Origin of the sequence: Arenibacter antarcticus (assembly GCF_041320605.1) — a bacterium.
In the GTDB taxonomy this organism is placed as follows: domain Bacteria; phylum Bacteroidota; class Bacteroidia; order Flavobacteriales; family Flavobacteriaceae; genus Arenibacter; species Arenibacter antarcticus.
In genome coordinates, this window is record NZ_CP166679.1 from 3,837,734 (window position 1) to 3,857,050 (window position 19,317).

12 protein-coding genes are annotated in these 19,317 nt (G+C 39.9%); 2 read left to right on the forward strand and 10 right to left on the reverse strand.

All coding sequences use genetic code 11. The annotated features are described in order from the left end of the window. Positions 1 to 74: 74 nt before the first annotated feature. The 7 genes from KCTC52924_RS15810 to KCTC52924_RS15840 all read right to left on the reverse strand — a co-directional run bounded on the left by KCTC52924_RS15810 (position 75) and on the right by KCTC52924_RS15840 (position 11,169). Positions 75 to 2,279 carry a hypothetical protein gene (locus KCTC52924_RS15810; protein ID WP_251805728.1) on the reverse strand — a complete coding sequence of 735 codons (2,205 nt, stop codon included), beginning with the start codon at positions 2,277 to 2,279 and terminating at the stop codon, positions 75 to 77. 613 nt (positions 2,280 to 2,892) lie between these two features. Then, the gene (locus KCTC52924_RS15815; protein ID WP_251805729.1) at positions 2,893 to 3,084 is read right to left on the reverse strand and encodes a cold-shock protein; all 192 of its coding nucleotides are present in this window, start codon (positions 3,082 to 3,084) and stop codon (positions 2,893 to 2,895) included. A gap of 264 nt (positions 3,085 to 3,348) precedes the next feature. Next, complete coding sequence (locus KCTC52924_RS15820; RefSeq protein ID WP_251805730.1) at positions 3,349 to 4,482, reverse strand: hypothetical protein; 1,134 nt, start codon at positions 4,480 to 4,482, stop codon at positions 3,349 to 3,351. Between the two features lie 27 nt (positions 4,483 to 4,509). Further along, the gene (locus KCTC52924_RS15825) at positions 4,510 to 6,474 is read right to left on the reverse strand and encodes a zinc dependent phospholipase C family protein (RefSeq protein ID WP_251805731.1); all 1,965 of its coding nucleotides are present in this window, start codon (positions 6,472 to 6,474) and stop codon (positions 4,510 to 4,512) included. Positions 6,475 to 6,878: 404 nt separating this feature from the next. After that, complete coding sequence (locus KCTC52924_RS15830; RefSeq protein WP_251805732.1) at positions 6,879 to 7,829, reverse strand: NAD(P)-dependent oxidoreductase; 951 nt, start codon at positions 7,827 to 7,829, stop codon at positions 6,879 to 6,881. A gap of 40 nt (positions 7,830 to 7,869) precedes the next feature. After that, positions 7,870 to 10,092: a multicopper oxidase domain-containing protein gene (locus KCTC52924_RS15835; protein WP_251806028.1), complete on the reverse strand. Its 2,223-nt coding sequence runs from the start codon at positions 10,090 to 10,092 to the stop codon at positions 7,870 to 7,872. A gap of 219 nt (positions 10,093 to 10,311) precedes the next feature. Continuing rightward, entirely contained in the window at positions 10,312 to 11,169 is an 858-nt protein-coding gene (locus KCTC52924_RS15840) for a DUF3347 domain-containing protein (protein WP_251805733.1), read from the reverse strand. A gap of 377 nt (positions 11,170 to 11,546) precedes the next feature. Between KCTC52924_RS15840 and KCTC52924_RS15845 the strand changes: the two genes are divergently transcribed. Beyond that, complete coding sequence (locus tag KCTC52924_RS15845; RefSeq protein WP_251805734.1) at positions 11,547 to 14,870, forward strand: chemotaxis protein CheB; 3,324 nt, start codon at positions 11,547 to 11,549, stop codon at positions 14,868 to 14,870. A 352-nt stretch (positions 14,871 to 15,222) separates the two neighbouring features. Then, positions 15,223 to 15,459 carry a hypothetical protein gene (locus KCTC52924_RS15850; RefSeq protein WP_251805735.1) on the forward strand — a complete coding sequence of 79 codons (237 nt, stop codon included), beginning with the start codon at positions 15,223 to 15,225 and terminating at the stop codon, positions 15,457 to 15,459. Positions 15,460 to 15,480: 21 nt separating this feature from the next. On the opposite strand, the gene KCTC52924_RS15855 is transcribed toward KCTC52924_RS15850, so the two are convergent. The 3 genes from KCTC52924_RS15855 to KCTC52924_RS15865 all read right to left on the reverse strand — a co-directional run bounded on the left by KCTC52924_RS15855 (position 15,481) and on the right by KCTC52924_RS15865 (position 19,286). Further along, entirely contained in the window at positions 15,481 to 16,848 is a 1,368-nt protein-coding gene (locus tag KCTC52924_RS15855) for a transglutaminase-like domain-containing protein (protein ID WP_251805736.1), read from the reverse strand. A 292-nt stretch (positions 16,849 to 17,140) separates the two neighbouring features. Beyond that, on the reverse strand, positions 17,141 to 18,031 hold the full coding sequence (locus KCTC52924_RS15860) for a DUF4382 domain-containing protein (RefSeq protein WP_251805737.1): 891 nt from the start codon (positions 18,029 to 18,031) through the stop codon (positions 17,141 to 17,143). A gap of 205 nt (positions 18,032 to 18,236) precedes the next feature. Beyond that, complete coding sequence (locus KCTC52924_RS15865) at positions 18,237 to 19,286, reverse strand: ArsO family NAD(P)H-dependent flavin-containing monooxygenase (RefSeq protein ID WP_251805738.1); 1,050 nt, start codon at positions 19,284 to 19,286, stop codon at positions 18,237 to 18,239. Positions 19,287 to 19,317 lie beyond the last annotated feature (31 nt).

Genomic DNA, 19,317 nt, shown 5'->3' on the forward strand with positions numbered 1-19,317 from the left:
CCACAGCCGCACCGTCCAGACCGCTTTCACCAAGGTGAATATGCGCAGCTGGACGCCGACCAGGTCTTCTCTTCTTACTCAGGTTGCGGTGCACTTATGGCATCAACATATCTACCCGCCCAATAGGGCAACAAATAGATATAAGGGGCATATTCCCTATTTCCATCACTTCCGCCATTGTTTCGGTATGCCCCATTGTGCAAATGAAGCGTCCTCTCGTCACCGGGCAATACCTCGGTGTAGGTCTGGTTTCTAAAATTAGGTGCTATTTTCGTCAGGTCTTTACGGTGTTCATTATCTATTTTCCAATCGATAAGATCCATAGGAAACTCGCGTAACCACCATGCCGATTCTTCACTATCGATATTTTTCCCTCCAGAAAGTGCAAATAGATAATTCCATAAGGGATTTTTTTCGGAGCGCTCCACTTCCCAATGACTTTTTACCGCATTAAAATGTGCTTCTTTTTGTTCTTCTGAAAAGGAATAATTGACAAAGGAGGGAATGGTCAAAAAATACATTTCATCATCGGAATGGTTCCAGGTATTACTTAAATCCTCTCCTTCTACAAAACCGATGACCGAAGCCGGTCGGTTGGCATTCTCATCGTATCCATGTTTTTTTATCAAATTTTCTGCCGCTTTTTTATATTTTTTGTCTTTTGTAAAATGATAGGCTGTTTGCAAGAAGGACAAGATAAGGGTCGAATTCAGTCGACGATCCCCCACATTGATAGGGAATCCATTTACATAATCGGGATTCCATTTTCCCCAAGCGGTAGGCTTTCCGTTCCAATCTACCAAGTGCCAATCGTTATCCATAATATGGTCCATCTCTATTTTTATTTGATGTATCGCCCTATCTCTCCATGCCTTATCGGGTGCCAATTCAGCAAATAGTGCGTACACGAAAAAATGTCCACAAGATTCATCGCTGCTTGTTGTGGACTTCCATCGCCAAAGTTCATCATTTGATAACTGCCAGATCCTTCCATTTTCTTTTTCGTATTTCTCTCTCCATTCTTCAGAAAATCCGTTGGCGTGTAGCCCCACTTCATAACCATCTCTTTCAAAAGACCTTGCAGGAAACCCTTTTAAACCGGGAAGTGCCGTCAATCGCTCCATCGCCTCAAAGGCTTCGTAGGCATTTTCCTTGGCATCTTCCGATTTGGTAACGGCATAACGAAATAACTCACCTGCCAAGTACATAGACGTCCAAAGTCCATCATTATCGGTATCATGAAAGTAGCCCGTAGAAATGTCTCCCGGAGTTTTCATGGCCAAATCGGAAGTAAAGCCGTACCGTATATGTCTCAACCGTTGAATTTCTTGAAAATAGTCCGCTTTTTGCGCTAATGTCATAGGTGAAAAGTCAATTTTACTCATCCCTTTTTGGGTCAAGACCAGTACACTTCCGTCGGGACCTTCTGCTAGATCAACCACCTGATCGTCTACCAGCCATCGCTTTGAAGCGTAATAATCGTATTTACCATCGTCTCGTAGTTTAAAGGCTCCTTTAGTGGAACCGAACCATAGACTACCACGAATATTTTTTACGCTTGTAATTTCTGTCCAGGGCAGTTTTTGGTCCATTTTAGTTATGGTAAATGTGTTGCGATCCAAAATCTGTATCCCGTTGGTAGTCCCCAAAACAATGGTATCCCCATAGAAACCAAATGCCGTTAAATTAGTGGCCTCAAATACCTTTTTCACCGTTTTTAAATCACTATCCACCTGGTATAGTCCAGTTGCTGTCAAAATTAAAAATTGACCAGAATTTAGGTCATGCTGTACGGATATAGGATTCAGGTTATTGATGGAAGACCTCCAGACTTCTTGGTTGTTCTTAAAAATAGCAAAGTCATTTTCACCTGCTATCATGGTCAAAAAATCAGGACCTATGCCCATAGCCTTAGGCGTCTTTATGTTATGGTTAATGTATAGTTTGCCCGCCCAAGCATTGCTTAAAACTGCCTTGTTGGTCAAATAAACAAATTGGCCTTGGTACTCAGTCAATGCAACGAGTTTCATATCGAGCAAGGGTCGATATTGTACATCTTGCCGAATTATTTTTTCATGTGGGAGCAATAGTCCATGGCTGGAAAGCACTTTAATGGCCTTATTTCGATCACTGGCAATTTGAAGTAAATCCACATTTTCTGCCGCCTCTTCAAAAAAGTACTTATCAGCAGTATCTTGCATAAACGGAGGATCAGCAACCGTTTGTGCAATAGTTGTAAATCCCACTAGTAAACAGAACCCTAAGAATAATTTTTTCATATATAGATATTTATTGGTTTTTAACGGTCCTACTTCGACTGCGCCTGCCTCTAGATAAACTTGCCAAACGGCACTCAGATTCACATTTCTTCATTGGTATTTAATACCAATTTTCGGTCGTGCTTATTTCATAATTTTTAGCAATTGTAGCATCAATAAAAATAAATGGTTATACGCTAAGCCGTATCACTATTCTTGATGAATACTTATAGTATTTTACCCTAGGTGAATTTTAAAATTGAAACTATTAAAATTAAGGTTGATCGGTGGATTAGGTGTTTTTCAAGAAGACTAGCAAAGCTACTTTATCAAACTGCATTAATATACAATCGATTAAGAATATTTATTTTAAGAATCATCTTCTAAGACCAAGGGATTATGGCACCTAAGATGTTGACTTTAGTAGTAAAGACCTATCAAAATTTCGGCTAATATTCCATGTGTTTTTAGTGAAAATGGGGCATATAAAGGAATGCTACTGAAACTCACTCTGGTAAGCTATTAGTATACAATGCTTTAATTACATGAATCAAAAAAATGTCCTGTATTCTACCCACAAAAAAAGCCCATCTAAATTAATAGATGGGCTTTATTAAAACTTGAAGTGTATGTATTAGATAACTTTTACGTTTACTGCGTTTAAGCCTTTGTTTCCTTCTTCAAGGTCAAATTCAACTTCGTCGCCTTCGCGAACTTCGTCAATTAATCCTGAAATGTGTACAAAGTGATCTTTTTCAACTCCTTCTTCAGTGATAAATCCAAATCCTTTAGAATCATTGAAAAATTTTACTGTTCCTTTACTCATGGTAATATTTATTAAATTTATAATACTTTCTTAAAACGCAAAGGTCGTGCCATTTTTCCAATAAACAACGTATTATTTTAGTTTTTTTCATTTGCCATCGGTATTACGGTGCATAAGTCGCTTTTAGGCACTAGGTTTCTCTAGGTTTTAAAGACATTCCTAGTAATTATGGCACAGTAAAAACCCAGATTTAAAGGTCTATACGTATTTCATTCTCTGGTTGGTGTACAGATTTGTCACCTATAGTACGCTAGCTTTTTTGGTTTAATTCCCGGTGGCAATAACAGTGATTCCTCCTTTTACCGTACCGTCCACTTTATTCTTATTGATGATTTCTAAACCTACCGCATATCCCTTACGGGTGCCGAAATCAGGTATGGTGATCTGCAAGGAGGTGACCGCTACATGCCTATTCAACTCTCTAAAGGGTTTTAATTCCTTCCTAAAATGTTGGTGGCTGCCTTTACCGGAATGTATAGCCTTTAGAATGGCATTGGTACTCTTAATGATTTCACCTTGCTTTTCTACACTTATTCCCTTCCCGCTCGTTCTAATCTGCCATAGCCCTTTTTCATTGGTCAGGTTTATTTTATGAGGGGTTTTAGCGACTACCTCCAGCTTAATTTGTGCCAACGCCTTATTATCCTTCAAGGCTGTAATTTTAACTTTCTGAAGGGCTGGATGCTGAAGGTTCGTCACGTGCCTGACTGTCATTGGTCGGAATTCAATAGTTTCTATCGCATTGGGCTGGTGCACTAAATTAAACGAATAGGTACTTCCCTGAGAAATGATATTGAGATTCTTTTGCCCGATGTGCCTATCTAATCTAGGGTCCAGAGCATGCAGGTCGAACGGTTTATCTAGTGGGCTAAATGAATACGTCCTAGCAAACAAGCATTTGTGACCTGCCTCCGAGGCTGGAACGGTATAGGTAAATTGTGCCTCACCATTGCTTGCTGGAAGCAGTAAGCCCTGTAATTGGGTCAGACCCAAAAGTTCCCCAACTGTAGTATTAAAGCCTAGACTGGGATTGGTCAGAAATAACTCTACTTTGGGAAAGGGAATCATCAAATCACCTCTATTATTAAGGCGACAGCGTATATTGTAGGTATTCCCTGCATATAACTCTGTAGTGTTCATCCCTGCATTGGAGATTGGATTTATGGTTATATCAGGTGAATTCCAGAAATTAATCCCAGAGAAGGGCCTTACTCCAACATCACCGTTATAGGAACGTATATAAAGAAAGGAACTTTCCCTGAAATAATCTGGCTTTGGATTTTTATCCTTTCCGCTATAGATTTTGGCAAGGCGTCCAGGTACTTTTTTTAGGTACTCCTCCCTTGATTTTCTGAGACTACTTATATATCCAGCAGCTTTTTTAATATTTACTGACATCTTTATTTTATTTAGAATTAAGTGGGATTAATGACCTATAAAATCGAGATTCACAGGAGTGATGGGTTGTCCATTCTGTTGTTGATCATGCTGTAACAACTCTTCGGGCGCTTCTGGAGGATTAGGTCCGGATTCGTCCTTCTGTGTCCAACAAGTATAGGCATAACCACGATCTGCATCTAGGTTAAATTCTGGAATCTTCTTGTCTTTAATTAGGCGATCATAGAGTTCTTCGGTAAGATCCATGGCATTTCCCAGCGTAGGTATTCCTCGTTTTTCTTTAATTGCTGTTTGTAGGAAATCAGTAAGCTTTTCCTCATCTCCTTCCAGTTGTGTTAGAAAATCAATGAATTTGCGATCTAATGGAATTTCTCCAAAAGCATAATGCAACGGAGTTTCCTGGAAATAGGAATCTGGACCTGCAATGGCCGCATCTGGCTCGGAAGCTGTTTCAGAAGTTGGTGGATACACCAGATGCTTCTCTTTATGAAAAAGCTGATCTAGAAATCCTCCCCCATCCAGCAACACTTTTAATTTAGGCAAGGTACCTTTTAGGTCCCTAGAGTCAAAACCAAAGGGATCGTCAAAGGAGGTGTTTTTAAACTGGTTGAATCGGATTTCATTCATATGTTCGGTCATCGGGAAGGCCAGTCCATTGAGGGAAATTCCAAGTCTGAAGGTCTGGAAAGCATTATATAAATGCTCGTAAATAAGGCTAGCCGCATATCGGATACCAGCCACCGTAAGTGTGGTCAGCGCCCCTAACACCGCATCTATCAAGGCCAGTGCGGCAGCCACAGCGGCAATAATTAAAGCAGCCAGAATGATGAAAATGGCTAGGATATTAAAACTTCCCGCTATATCCGCTGCGTCTTCAAGGAAATCTCCAATGTCCCCAAGATTATCCATAGCAGTTTCCCAGACTTCCTCTAACTCCTCGGTTAAGGAATATGGTACGGGTTCTGGCAAGGTTCCGGTTTCCGTAGTAGACCTCAACCATTTATACCATAAGCGATAGGCGGCATCCACATCTTCTTTAGAGATGGTGCGTCCATACTCATCATCGTTTGCATCTCCGGAGTTGTAGACCTCATTCATGGTCTCCGAAATAAGCTTGGCAAGGTCGTCGGGGAGTTTTGTGTTTTTATCAGGTTCAGGGTTTGCTGCTTCAATGGGGGCTATGGTCCCTGTAAAGTTAAAGTTATAGAAGGCATGAAGTTGGGAGCGGTTCCAATCAGTACCCGAAGTATGCTGGAACATATGGAAGACATCCTGGAAATTTTCTCCAGTTTTATGCCGTTGTGATTGTGTCCTGTAGGCTCCACCGCTATTTATATTTACATAAGGATGACCTACCGTGTCTCCTGTAACATGGGTCAGGTAACCCAAGGCATAAAGGTGCAATGGAGAATCTGGACTGGTCTTATCTACCAAAGCTTTGGCAAAGCGCCCTGTTTTGCGGTAGTGCATGGCGTCAAACCACCACCATTCTCCTTTGGTTTGCCCATCCCTATAAGGATGTTCCAAAAGGTCATAAAGATTAAAATCCGAGATGAATTTTTTCACCATTTCGGTGAGGTTTGCCAGCAGGCCATCAACCACTTGTTGCATATCTCCAAACAGGGATTGGAGTTCAGAGAGGGTGGAAGAATTTTCAACGACAGCATCAGCAGCCGTGTCCAATGCCTCAAGGGCATCTATTACTGGCTGTGGCACTAGGCTTTTTAAGGTCTCCTCAATGTCATCTATGAAATCATATACTTCAAAATAGAGTTTAGCGGCATCCCCTAGCGGTAGTCCCGTCCAGTCCTTGGTATTAAAAAAAAGAAAATCAGGGCCCTGGCACCCCAGAAATAGGTAGGGAAAATTCTCACTTTTATTCAACAGATCCTGAAGTTTCCCGTAGTCCGCTTCATTGCCTAGTCCATTGCCGGACTGAATTCGTTGTTTGAGCTCTTTTGCAATTAGATGGTGTATAGCAGGTCCCGGCATAACTTAGAATTTAGAGTTGAACAAAGTTTCAGCAGGGGAACAGACTAAATGTACAAACACTATTATAGAGTAGGAAACTAATTTGTATAATTGGTAGTAATTAATGTATAAATGAAGTAAGGGTGGAATAGTTGAATGGTTAATATATTGGAAAACAGTGAATTGACTGATAGTAAATATCGCGATCTGGTAAAGTGTTTACATAAAAAAAAAGAGCAGCCTAATGACCCACTATTTTTCTAAAATGAAATTTTCACATCATTAAAGGGGTCCATTGTAAATGCCATCTTGCTTATTCTGAAATAATGTCCATAATTTTTTAATTAGCTTATCCATATCTCCGTCTAAGTACTTATTGTATTATTTAACTGCAAATACGCTGTCTTAGTCCAGTTCAGATAAAATTAGTACTCCCACGCTTCCTCTATCATTTGTTCCAATCCGTATACTGGTCGCCATCCAAGTAAAAAATTTGCTTTATTGATGTCTAGCCAAGTGGAATAGTATTCCGTTTGTATCGGGACCGATTTAATCTTGCGGGTTTTTAAGAGGTAATTGGCAGCTTTCCCATAATCAAATGGCTCCTCCATGGAGATATTAAAAGTTTGTTGTTTGGCCTCCAAGTGATCTAAGGAGAGGCAAATAGCGGCAACAAGGTCGTTCAGATGCACCATATTTCTTTTCAACGGACTTCCGTTAACATCGAGCATAAGTGGAACGATATTCTCTTTTTCATATTCCACCGCGGTTTGAGGCTTCACTATTTTGTGCCATTCCGGTACACCAAATACCTGAGTCCCAAAATGGAGATGCCTCTTTAAATCGTCCCCCTCCATGATCCAAGAAGCACGAAGACAAGTGCCATCAAGATCGTATTGCACAAAATATTGTTGCAGCATGGTTTCCTCAAGAACTTTAGACAAGGCATAGCATCCAGGATAGGCTGCATGGGCCTGCTGCTCAGTAATCGGGTCCTTGTATGGATAAAAATAATGTCCCACAGATGCATCTCCCCCTATTACTATAAAACGTTTGAAACTATCGGATTTCCTACAACTTTCCAGTAACCAGAATAATCCCTTTATAGCAACGTCTATAATGGTTTTAGGATCTTCCTTGGGGGTTGCCAAGTGAACCACGTGGGTAACGTCTTTCATGGCCTTTTGTATCGTTTCCTGGTCAGATATAGAGCCCTGAACAACCTCCAAACGAGCATTGGGAAGTAAATGGCGCCGATGACAGAGGGCTCTTATGGTTCCTTTTTGATTTGGGTCATTTAGAAAGGCATTAATAAAAGCCTGCCCTACCTTTCCAGTAGCACCGGTAACTAAAATCTTTTTATCAATCGACTTCATACTTATTTGATCAACTATTTACAGTATAAAAAATGCATTATTAATAATTTAGCCCTATTCCAACCCCTAACCCCATATCACTATCGTAATGCGTGGTTAAACCCATATGTCGCGTTAGTATATACTTAAAACCTCCCATATATTCTTTATCTGTATTCACCATAAAACTCATCCGCAAACGTTTAGAAATAGGAATATCTTCCCGCATCAACTGAAAACGTACATTACCATCAGAAAACACTTCTGCTTGCGCAATGATGAGTAAGGGCAAGGTATATTCGGCACCAACACTCATAACTGCTCTTTGATCTTTAGTATTTGCCTGTCCGAAAATATTCTTTTCAATTTCATTATGTCCCAATTTTCTATACCGCCAATCAAAACCTACAAAAGGCATAAACCACTGATTTTTTCCTATATATCTTCCAAAATGGATTTCACTTTCATAACCGTGATCATCATGATATCCCAAACGCCATTCTGCACCTATACTCCACCGTGTATTTCCTAACATAACCATCCCATCATTCCCATTACTAGCAAAATCGTTCTCAGCCATCAAATGAAACTCATTGCTCTCTCTTTGCAATTTTTTATAAGCCCATTCCTTATTGGGTAAATATGGGTTTGGAGCTTGTTCCTCATAACTAAAAACACGGTTCATTCCTGCCATCATATGGTATAATATATGACAATGAAAAAACCAATCCCCTTCTGTATTGGCATTAAATTCTATAGTGTCGGTTTCCATTGGCATAATATCCAATACATTTTTAAGTGGCGCATAGTCACCTTGCCCATTTAACACCCTAAAGTCGTGTCCGTGCAAGTGCATTGGATGCCGCATCATAGAACCATTATATAGCACGATGCGCACATTTTCTCCTTTTTTAATTAGAATTTTATCAGTTTCTGCAAGCACTTTATTGTCCATACTCCACACATAGCGATTCATATTTCCTGAAAGTTCAAAACGCAATTCTCTAACAGGAGCATCCTTTGGAAGTGTTGTTGACTGTGGCGCCTTCAGCATCGCATAATTAAGGGTCACCAAATCGTCTGTGGGCCCCATATTGTGTTTGGAATGGTCCATTTCACCTTCCATTTTCATTTTGGCACTTTGCTTATCTTCTTTGCTTCCGATGATTTCTGGGTACATTACAGCATTCATATCCATTTGCTGAAGGCTCATTTCCATTCCCATATCATCCATACTTCCATCCATATTCATCATGCCGTTCATCATTTTCATGCCTTCAAAGTATTTCAGCTTTGGCATTCTACTTTTTAATTGGCGAATGCCATTGCCTATAAAGATCGACGCAGCATTAGTTCGATCTTCTGGAGTGGCCAAAAATTCGTAGGAAGTGTCATTTGCCGGAATGGAAACAATAACATCATAGGTTTCAGAAACTCCTATAATCAATCTATTTACTTCTACAGGTTCTACATCGTTCCCATCATTGGCAACAACAGTTATTTTACCCCCAGCATAGGTGAGCCAAAAATAAGATGAAGCTCCGCCGTTTGAAATGCGTAATCGTACTTTATCACCACCTATAAATTGGGTTAACTGACTTTCATTTTTGCCATTGATCAGGAATTTGTCATAATACACATCGCTAACATCCATTGCCAACATCCGTTTCCACTCGTTGTTTAATTTGGTTTTAAAATGTCCTTCTCTAATGGCTTCGGCATAACTTTGGGTGGTTCCTTTTTTAATAGCTGCCCAGTCATTGGCGTTGTGCAACATACGATGCACATTTTCGGGATCGATATCTGTCCATTCACTTAAAATAACCGGAACAGCGGGTAAATCGTCAATTCCTTTCCTGAAAGTAGGATCGTCCTTTTTTTTATTTAGCACAAGCGAACCATACATACCTATTTGTTCTTGGAGTCCGCTGTGACTATGATACCAATGAGTTCCACTTTGAATGATCGGAAAGGTATATTTATGAGTGGTATTTGGACTAATGGGCATTTGTGTCAGAAAGGGTACTCCATCTTCTTTATTGGGAAGGAAAACACCATGCCAGTGTAAGGATGTGCCTTCTTTTAATTCGTTGTGAACATAAATTTCTGCGATATCTCCCTCTGTAAAAGTAAGCGTAGGCATAGGTATTTGTCCATTTACGGCAATGGCACGTTTTTCTTTCCCTGAAAAATTAACTACCGTATCCCTAACGTACAGATCGTAGCGTACAATATTTTGGGAACTCATGGTGGATACACAAAATAAGGTGGGTACTATAAGCATTAATTTTTTTATATAATCCATTTTTAAATTTATTAGGACTTTAGGTGCAGTATATTATTAATGACGGAAACCGAGTATACGCTAATCGCCAAAGCTGTGATCATTGGTGATAACAGGATATAAACTCCCTGCTACCATGGTCACTCCTAACTTTTTTAACTCGGACTTCACCAACATCTTACAGCGACTACGTACCCTGTTTTTGATATAGCGATTCATTTATTTTATAGTCTCTACTGTTTTGCCGCAGTTTAGCATTTGTGAGCCGTAATAGGGGTTTTTAATGGTACTTTCCTTACTTAACCAATTGGCTCCTTTTCCATTATTCGCCATAGGACAAAATTGGTAATAGATAGGCGTTTCTGATTTTGAAACTTTCATTAATGAAAACATATTTTTAGAAAGTGACATAAATTGCTGCCTTTGTTCGTCAATGGCTTTAGTAGTTGTTATTTGCAAGGTGTTGGCTATCAAATCCTTACTCACTTTCATCCATTCTATATGTACCTCCATTGGTAATGATTGCATTTTGACTTCCTTTAAAACAGCTAGTAACTTTGCTGCACTCTGGGATGCGGTATTAGCATCTGAACTTACCAATGCGTCTTTAAGTGAAAAATAGCGATCAAAAACCGACTTTAATTGATTGGCATCCCAAATTTCTTCATTTGAATTTTGGATTGCATCATCCTTGGTATTCAATCCCAAAGCTTCAACTTTGGCAATTGTTTTTTTAGCGCTATCATATTGACAACATTCCGGAAGTTTTGAATAGGCATCCTCTGGAGCATAGTATTTTTCATTATTGTAACCAGCTAGTGCGATTCGCTTTAAAATTTCATCTTGATTGGTCTGAAGGGCATCATAAGTTAAAGTTGCCATTCTTGTGTCTTTGTCCCAATCTACCGAAGCTCTTCTTTTAATATTTCCAGCTGCTTCAATGCTACTTTTACACCTGTCACAGTTACCGAAAATCAATACGGTTTCTATAGTTGCGTTTTTAATTTGGGCGCTAGTTGTTGTAAAGGAAAGCATTAGGGTCAATGCCATCACTATTTTAAAAACAGGTATTTTCATGGTGTAAGGCATTTTTGAAGCGGAATTATTATAATTCACTTCAGTTTAAACTATATGTTAAATTGTGGTATATAAAGATAAGCAATTTTGAGTGCTTATTTATGGTTAAATTATGTATGTCGAAAAATAAAATTGAGCTTGTTTTCAAGGTTTTCAATTTTAGATTCAACCTTTTACCACGATAAACACGCTATTTTTTTAACAATATTTTAAGAAGAGACAGGGTGGTGAAAAGCAGGAATTAATAATTTTAAAAAAAGTAGTCTTGATGTATTTAACCCTTCTCCTTTGCCTAAAAGATTATTCCATAATCTTCCTGTTTCTGAAAGAAATTAGCTAACTTACAGGTAGTCCCCGAAAGGTTAAAACACTAAATAATGAGATCAAACACAACCCAGGAAAAATTTCCATTGGTTGGGGTCGGGGCATCGGCGGGAGGAATAGATTCCTTTAAAAAATTTCTTAAAGCCGTTCCTCCTAATTCTGGAATGGCCTATATTTTAGTGCAACACCTCTCAGCTTCCCATGAGAGCATACTCCCAGAGATCCTCAGCAGGTCTACCACTATTCCTGTACAGAGTATTACCGATGACTGTGAAGTAGAACCGGATCACATCTACGTGATCCCCGAAAATAAAATATTGGAAGTAACAGACCATTGGTTAAAACTTTCCCCCCGTAAAAAGAATACTCCCAACATGCCTATAGACTTATTCTTCATTTCTTTAGCCAAAGTGCACGGAGCCTTTGCAATAGGGGTTGTACTCTCAGGTACCGCAAGGGACGGAACAGTTGGCCTAAGAGAAATCAAGGAACACGGCGGACTTACCTTTGCCGAGGACCCTAGGTCTGCAACATGGGAGGGCATGCCCAAAAACGCCATCGAAGCTGGGGTCGTAGACTTTGTCCTTCCCGTTGAGGAAATCCCCTCAAAACTTATTCAGGTGTACAGCCTTTATGGAACTGCTTCCAATGATGAGGTAAACCAAAAATCTGTATCGGATAAAGACCATATCAAAAAAATTCTTTCCGTTGTAGAGCAACATAGTGGGGTCGACTTTAGCTATTACAAAGAGCCGACTATTCTACGGCGTATCAATCGCAGATTGGCAATCTGCCAAATGGAAATCCATTCCGATTATCTTGAATTTCTTAGGGTAAACAAGACCGAACAAGAATCCCTGTTCCAAGACCTTCTTATTAAAGTAACCTCCTTTTTCCGTGATCCAGAAGTTTTCGAGGAACTGGGTAAGACGGTCTTTCCTAAGTTTTTAGAAGATCATGGCCCGGATACGCCCATCCGAATTTGGATTCCCGCTTGTTCCACTGGGGAAGAGGCGTACTCCCTTGCCATTGGACTTTTTGATGCTTTTGGCGGACTTACAGCTGGATATAACCTGCACAGGACAAAGATTCAGATATTTGCTACGGATATTTCTAAGACCGCCATAAACAAGGCACGTACTGGTATTTACAGTCCTTCCGAGGTGAAACCACTTTCAGAATGGCAGCTCGAGGATTATTTCATCAAGACTGATGGAAATTATCAGGTGGTTAAGCCTATTAGGGATACTATTGTGTTCTCTATCCATAATTTTCTAAAGGATCCACCATTCGGAAGATTAGATCTGGTGAGTTGCCGAAATGTGTTTATCTATCTGGATCCTTTTTTACAGAAAAAGGTGCTTGCTACCTTCCATTACGCCCTCCAAGAACATGGGTACCTACTTATTGGTAGGTCAGAGAGCATAGGCACCCCCTCAGATCTGTTCGTGCCATATTCCAAGGGAAGGAAAATCTATTCGCGTAAGCCTGGCTCTGGCCGTTTTCTGCAGGTTTCCCACGGGTCAGGATATAGTAAAAAAATTCCAATAAGAGCAGCAGAAATTTCTACTAGAGCTTCTCAAACAGATTTCTTGAAAAGTGCAGAATCTACCCTGATCTCTAAATATACTCCCGTGGGCGTCATCGTAGATGGGCATATGGAAGTCGTACATATTAAGGGGAGCATTGCCCCATTTTTAGAGCCATACGTTGGCAAACCTGGCCATGAACTGATGAAGATGGTACACAAGGAATTGGCCTTTGAACTGCGCACCGCTATTCACAAGGCAAAGGAATCCCTGGAGCCGGTAATCAAGGAAGGTATTCCTATGAAAATTGACAGGGAAGAATTCTCGGTTACTATAGAAATTGTGCCACTAAATGATATTGTAGACCCCTACTATCTTATCCTGTTCCAAAAAAAATCTGGACATTCTTCTTTTTTGGATAGGACTTGGGAAAAGCTGAAGCCAACCTTTACCTCCTTAAGTAAAAATAACTTACAGAAGCACATTGCGTCCATGGAAAGAGAACTGGAACAGGCACGTGATGATATGCGCGTAATTAACGAGGATCAAGACGCATACAATGAAGAACTGCAAAGTGCCAACGAGGAAATGTTGAGTAGTAATGAGGAGATGCAGAGTCTTAATGAGGAATTGGAAACATCCAAGGAAGAACTACAGTCCATCAACGAGGAGATTATTTTGGTAAACCGCGAACTGCTGGAAAAGCAGGAAGAGCAGAATGTTACCATGGACTATTTAAACGCAGTAATCGCAAACCTTAGGGAGCCGTTCGTAGTGCTCCAAAGTGATTTCACAATACAGTCTGCAAATGCCTCCTACTACAAGCGGTTTAACGTGAACAAAAATGAAATAGAGGGAAGACATTTCTTTAAGGTACAGGATAAAATTTGGGATAATCCAGAGTTGCATTTCCTGCTTCAAAATGTGCTTCCACAAAAGGAACGTATCGTTGATGAAGAAATAGTTCTCCAGTCTCCATCTGGTGGGGAATGGACGTTTATGTTCAACGCAAGGGAGATTGTACGGGATACTAAATACGGAAAATCGATCCTGTTATCAATAGAGGACGTCACCGCAAGAAAAATGACTGAAAGCTATAAAAACACTATAGCGAAGCTCAACGAAAACAACCATAAACTGGACCGCTATGTCCACATGGCCAGTCATGAACTGCAGGAGCCGTTAGAGAATATAATCAACTATTCTGACCGTTTAATAAAAAAAGGGGCATTCGGGGCGGCAGAGGACCAGAAAATTCTTAAAAAGATTGCTTCATCCGCGGAAGGGATGTCCAGTCTTGTTACAGGGCTGCTGGACTATGCTCGACTTTCGCAATACGGCGGGCCGTTTGAGCAGACTGACTTGAATAAAGTTTTAGAGGATACCCAATTGGATTTAAAACTGCTTATAGAACAAAAGAGGGGTGAACTGAAAATTGGACCGCTCCCTGTTCTGGATGCCGTACCCCTGCAGATGCAGCAGTTATTTTATAACCTTGTAGGGAATGCGTTCATATTTTCGAGGGAAGGTGTTCCACCTGTAGTCGAAATACTTTCGCGCCCTTTTCCCAAAAAAGAAATTGAAAAATATCCAACCCTTCTGCCACAGCGTTCCTACCATGAGTTAATAATAAGGGATAACGGCATCGGTTTCAATCAAAAGCAAGGGGAACAACTATTCCTTATTTTCCAACGCCTAGGCCAACACAGTGATTATGCAGGTTCGGGAATAGGCCTTTCCATTGCCAAAAAGATCACCGATAACCACAACGGGGAAATCTTTGCAGTCTCGGAGAAAGAGAAGGGTGCTGCGTTCCATGTGATACTCCCTGCTAACCAAGAGGCTTAGTGAGCTATTACTTATAAATGTAATCAAAATCCCTACCTCAATGCTTATAGAATGTGTTCAGGTAACCGTACTACTCTCCTAACCTCCTTCGCAATGGTAGATGCCTGCGGCCGAAAAACTTATACAGACCACCTTTTAAATTCTAATAGGAAGTCCATGTAAATAATCAGTTTAATGAATTTCCCCCGTTGTCCGTGCAACTGTCCAATAGAATAAACGGTATAAAATTGGGGTTAATTAATGCAATTGGGAGATAATTTGCTATATTTATATGAATCAAGCACTTAGTTCTAGTTTAGCCTGATTTTTCAACTAGGAAGTTTAATCCACATTTATTAAAACAACTAAGATTATGAACCGATTAAAAGAATTTAAATATTTTTCTTTGATATTGCTTCTTTTCTTCTTCGTTGCCGCCGGCACCTTGAGCTCTTGTAGAGATCAGAAAAAGAAGGAAAACACGGAAATGCAGTCAGAACATCCTGAAGGTGAAGAACACCACGTTAAAGATGGCGATGAGCATCCCACTAAAGATGCTGATGAACATCCAACTAAGGATAAAGATACTACTGAGCATCCTGAAGGCTAGAATTAGTCAAGGAAGTGCGTTTTAGCGTAGGCTTACTAGATTTGTTGCTTTTCTATGAAATGAAAAGAACGTTTTTGGAAATGCTGGGGTTGTTCCTATTTCCATGATTGGATATGCCAGAAAATTTATGGGTCCAGAAGAAGGTCCAGGTTCTATGTGTAGATCCCGTCCCCGACTGAATTCGATACGATTAGCAGGGTGTCGACCAAAGTAATAGGTGGCGAGGGCCGTATATTTATTGCCTTCACTGATATCTACAGGCCACCATTTTCCCTCCGCATAAAATTCTGCCCAACAGTGATATCCATCAATCCCTCCTTCGTCACGATCTGATGGGATGGAAGCCCCAACGGCAAACCGTGATGGTATTCCCGCAGATCGAGCCAGGGATATGAAGAGCGAATGAAACTCAGTGCAATTACCAGTAAGGGCATCACATGCGTAAACAGCATCGCCAGTGCCGTATTTACCCGCTTTTATATAACGCATATTATCGATCACATAATCATACAAAGCCCTTGCCTGCATAATAGTGCCTTCGCTACGTTTATTGCCAATAATAGAATCTGCCAGTATCTGAAATCGATCTCCGACAGGCATCAGTAAGCTGGCATTAAGATATTTAGTAGGGGACGCAGCTTCTTCATAAGGTTTTTTTTCACGCCTTTCCACATCGTAGACAAGTGCTAATTTCTCTCCACTATGTTCCGGAGAAAGCTCCATATATAAAATAGAATTTCCGTTGTTCTTTTCTTCCAGGATCCTATGCGCTGTTGGAGCTTCCAGAGATACTAGTTTAACTGTTTGAAAGCGATCTGTCTGGGGAACAGGAATCCAAATTTTAGCTGATTTTTTTATTTCCGGAAGGGTAACTTCATAATGAAACTCAAAGTTGTCCTCTCCTTCAATTACCCCTAGCAAATCTGGTGACGCATCTTGGACAGGCATTCTATACCAGGTCTTATCCTTTCGCTGTTTCCAGGTGTAAAAAGGCTTCCCATTAAGCTTGTGTAAGGTGGTTTCAGTAACGGTCATGTTACCTGGGTCTCCCTCCAAGAAAAAATCTACATCATAGACATCCCCACTTATATCAGCCAGGTCAACACAGGCAAAATGACGTTGGGGGCCCAAATTTGAAAGGTATTCGGTATGAACACGTACCAATTGTAGGCGCAGGTCATTCCCTTCTGTTGTCATATTAAAATAGCCGTCTCCTTCTACCACTTTTTTGGCGATATTAGCTTTGATGCCTTCCTCAATATCGGCGGTCACAACCTTGGGGATACTCCGTGCTACTAGTGATTTAGCTTTATTTTTTTGTTTTGTACTAGGATTGCAAGCAATCATCGTAAAAAGCAGAAAGGCACTAAAAATTCGAAAGTATTTCATATTCCAATTTCATTGTAATTCGTTTTTAAGTTACAATAATTCTTTGGGTATGCCACTAGGAAAATAAAACTGGGCGACGCCTTATAAAAAGGAGCCTGTATTGAGAACAAATTGCCTAATACCAGCTCCTAGTATTCCTTAAATAATAAAGACCTATGATTTTAATACCGCCGTGGGTAGTATTTACTGCTATTTATACGCTGTAGGGGGTAAATCCTTACAATACGAATATTTTGGAACAAAAAAAGCGGGATATTTATCCCGCTTCTCAACTAAATTTTATACTATCTTATTATTCCAATACCAACTCAAAGTCTTTAACCGTCTTATTGCCAGCGTTTATTTGGACCTCTTGTGTAGTTTGTTTTAAATAGGCTTCTTTTTCAACTTCTATGGTATAGGAGCCTGCATCTAACCCCATAATCATATAACTACCAGCAACATCGGAAAAAGTAGTGGTATTTAAAGTGTCGGCAGCAAAAATCGCTACTTGAGCCCCTTCAACACCAACTGCTGCATCGTCCTTAATTTCTGAAATAACGCCCATAAGCGTTCCTGCAGTGGATAAATTACTTGCTTTAATAACAGGTTTAAAGTTGAATCCGGTAATATTATTTAAGTCTTCGGAATTGCCCTTTGCCACAAAAGAACTACTTACGTCAAAATCTAGTAAAAGATCCGCTGAAAGTCCACCTTTAACCTCAAGTCCGGGTTTAATAAATATTTTTATTCCAGATTGGGCTCCACTTGGAACCTTTAGATCGTAGGTAGTCCCGTTTGTAAGCACTACATTGACCCCTCTCACATAAACGCGGATTAAATCATAATATCCTGCGGGTACTTCTGTATCTACAAGATTCTTGGTAATACCATTGGTAAGGTCCAAAAGATTTACCTGCACTTCCTCTTCCATTAGTATAACAAAGTGATTTCCCTGTTCGGTTTTCATGGTAGCAGGGTTGCTATCGATCGCTTGGGCACCTAATTCTAAACCTCCTTTATAACGGGCTTCGACCTTAAAAACAGTCACGTTGGCTTCCGCTACTAGGTCATGAGGAAAAGGAGCATCGGTTAGATTAACCGTGAGCCGTCCAAAATCATTTTTATTATCGTTGTTATCAGAGCATCCAATAATAAAGGTGCTAAAAGCAACGAGTACAATTGAAAAAAAGTTAAATTTCATCTGTTTAATTTTTATGATTAATATTAAAATTCTCACCCCTAATAAAGAGGTATTACCGTTTTTAACAACTGAGAACGATTATACCCTACCCAATTTTCTCGTTTTTCGACGAACTACCCATTTTATTAGAGAGTAGACAAAATAAGTAAAGAATTAATCTTCTGGAATTAAAAGGCAATTATATAAAAACTTGATAATTTTGAGATTAAGATTCCGTTTTAAAATGTGCTCGTATTTCATTAGCGGTTGCTCTCGCAGTCTTCCCTACCCCGTAAATGGTAGCTGATGCAAAACCTGTCCACTTGCCATAGCCCACCAACCAAAGGTTTGGTTCTTTTAGGGAACGAGTGTTTTTAGTCTTAACGCGGTTATCTTCAATAATATTCAAGGCTTCTAAGTGTTGAAGATTGGCTCTAAAACCGGTGCACCAGATCACCGCGTGGAACACTTCCTTTTCTCCGTTTTGCCAGATAACCCCATGTTTATAAAAAGAATGAAACGGTCTTACAGCTTTATAAATCCCCCTTTTTAATCCCTCTTTTACGCTTTCCACCTGAACAATATCACTTAATGAAACTTCTTCCTCAAAGTTCTGAGTATTATTGTCGAGGTAACTAGAATTAGCTTGATTAAATAAATAGCGTCCATCTATATCTTCTGGCATAAATTGGGGTGGTTCTAACGTAACCCACTTAGCTTCGGCGACCTTAGACACCTCTGATAAAATTTGTGCTCCAGAATTACCTCCACCCACTACAAGTACTTTCTTTCCATTAAATATCATTGGATTTCTATATTCCACTGAATGTAGTTGCGTCCCTTCAAAATCACTTTGATTTGGATAGTTGGGGACAAAAGGATTTTTAGCCGTTCCCGTAGTACTTACCACAGTTTTTGCATGAAAAACACCCCTATTCGTTACTATTTTAAAAATTCCACTTTCTTTTTCTACCTGGATTACCGCTGTATTTCTTTGAACAGGAAAATCATAACGCTCTTGATAGGCGTTGAGATAGTCGATAAATTCTTTTTTTGTAGGGTATTCTCCTTTACTTTTCGGCATTTGCCAACCCGATATAGAGCTAAATTGAGTTGGGGAAAATAATTGTAAACTCTCCCAAGTCTCCAACCAAGCCCCTCCTGGCTTTTTTTGATTGTCCAAAATTAAATACTCCAAAGAACTCCTTCTTAAAAAATAGGCGACGGAAAGTCCCGCTTGTCCCCCGCCTATTATGATAGTATCATAGATGATCAATGTAAATGGCTGATTAAGATTAATGCGATAG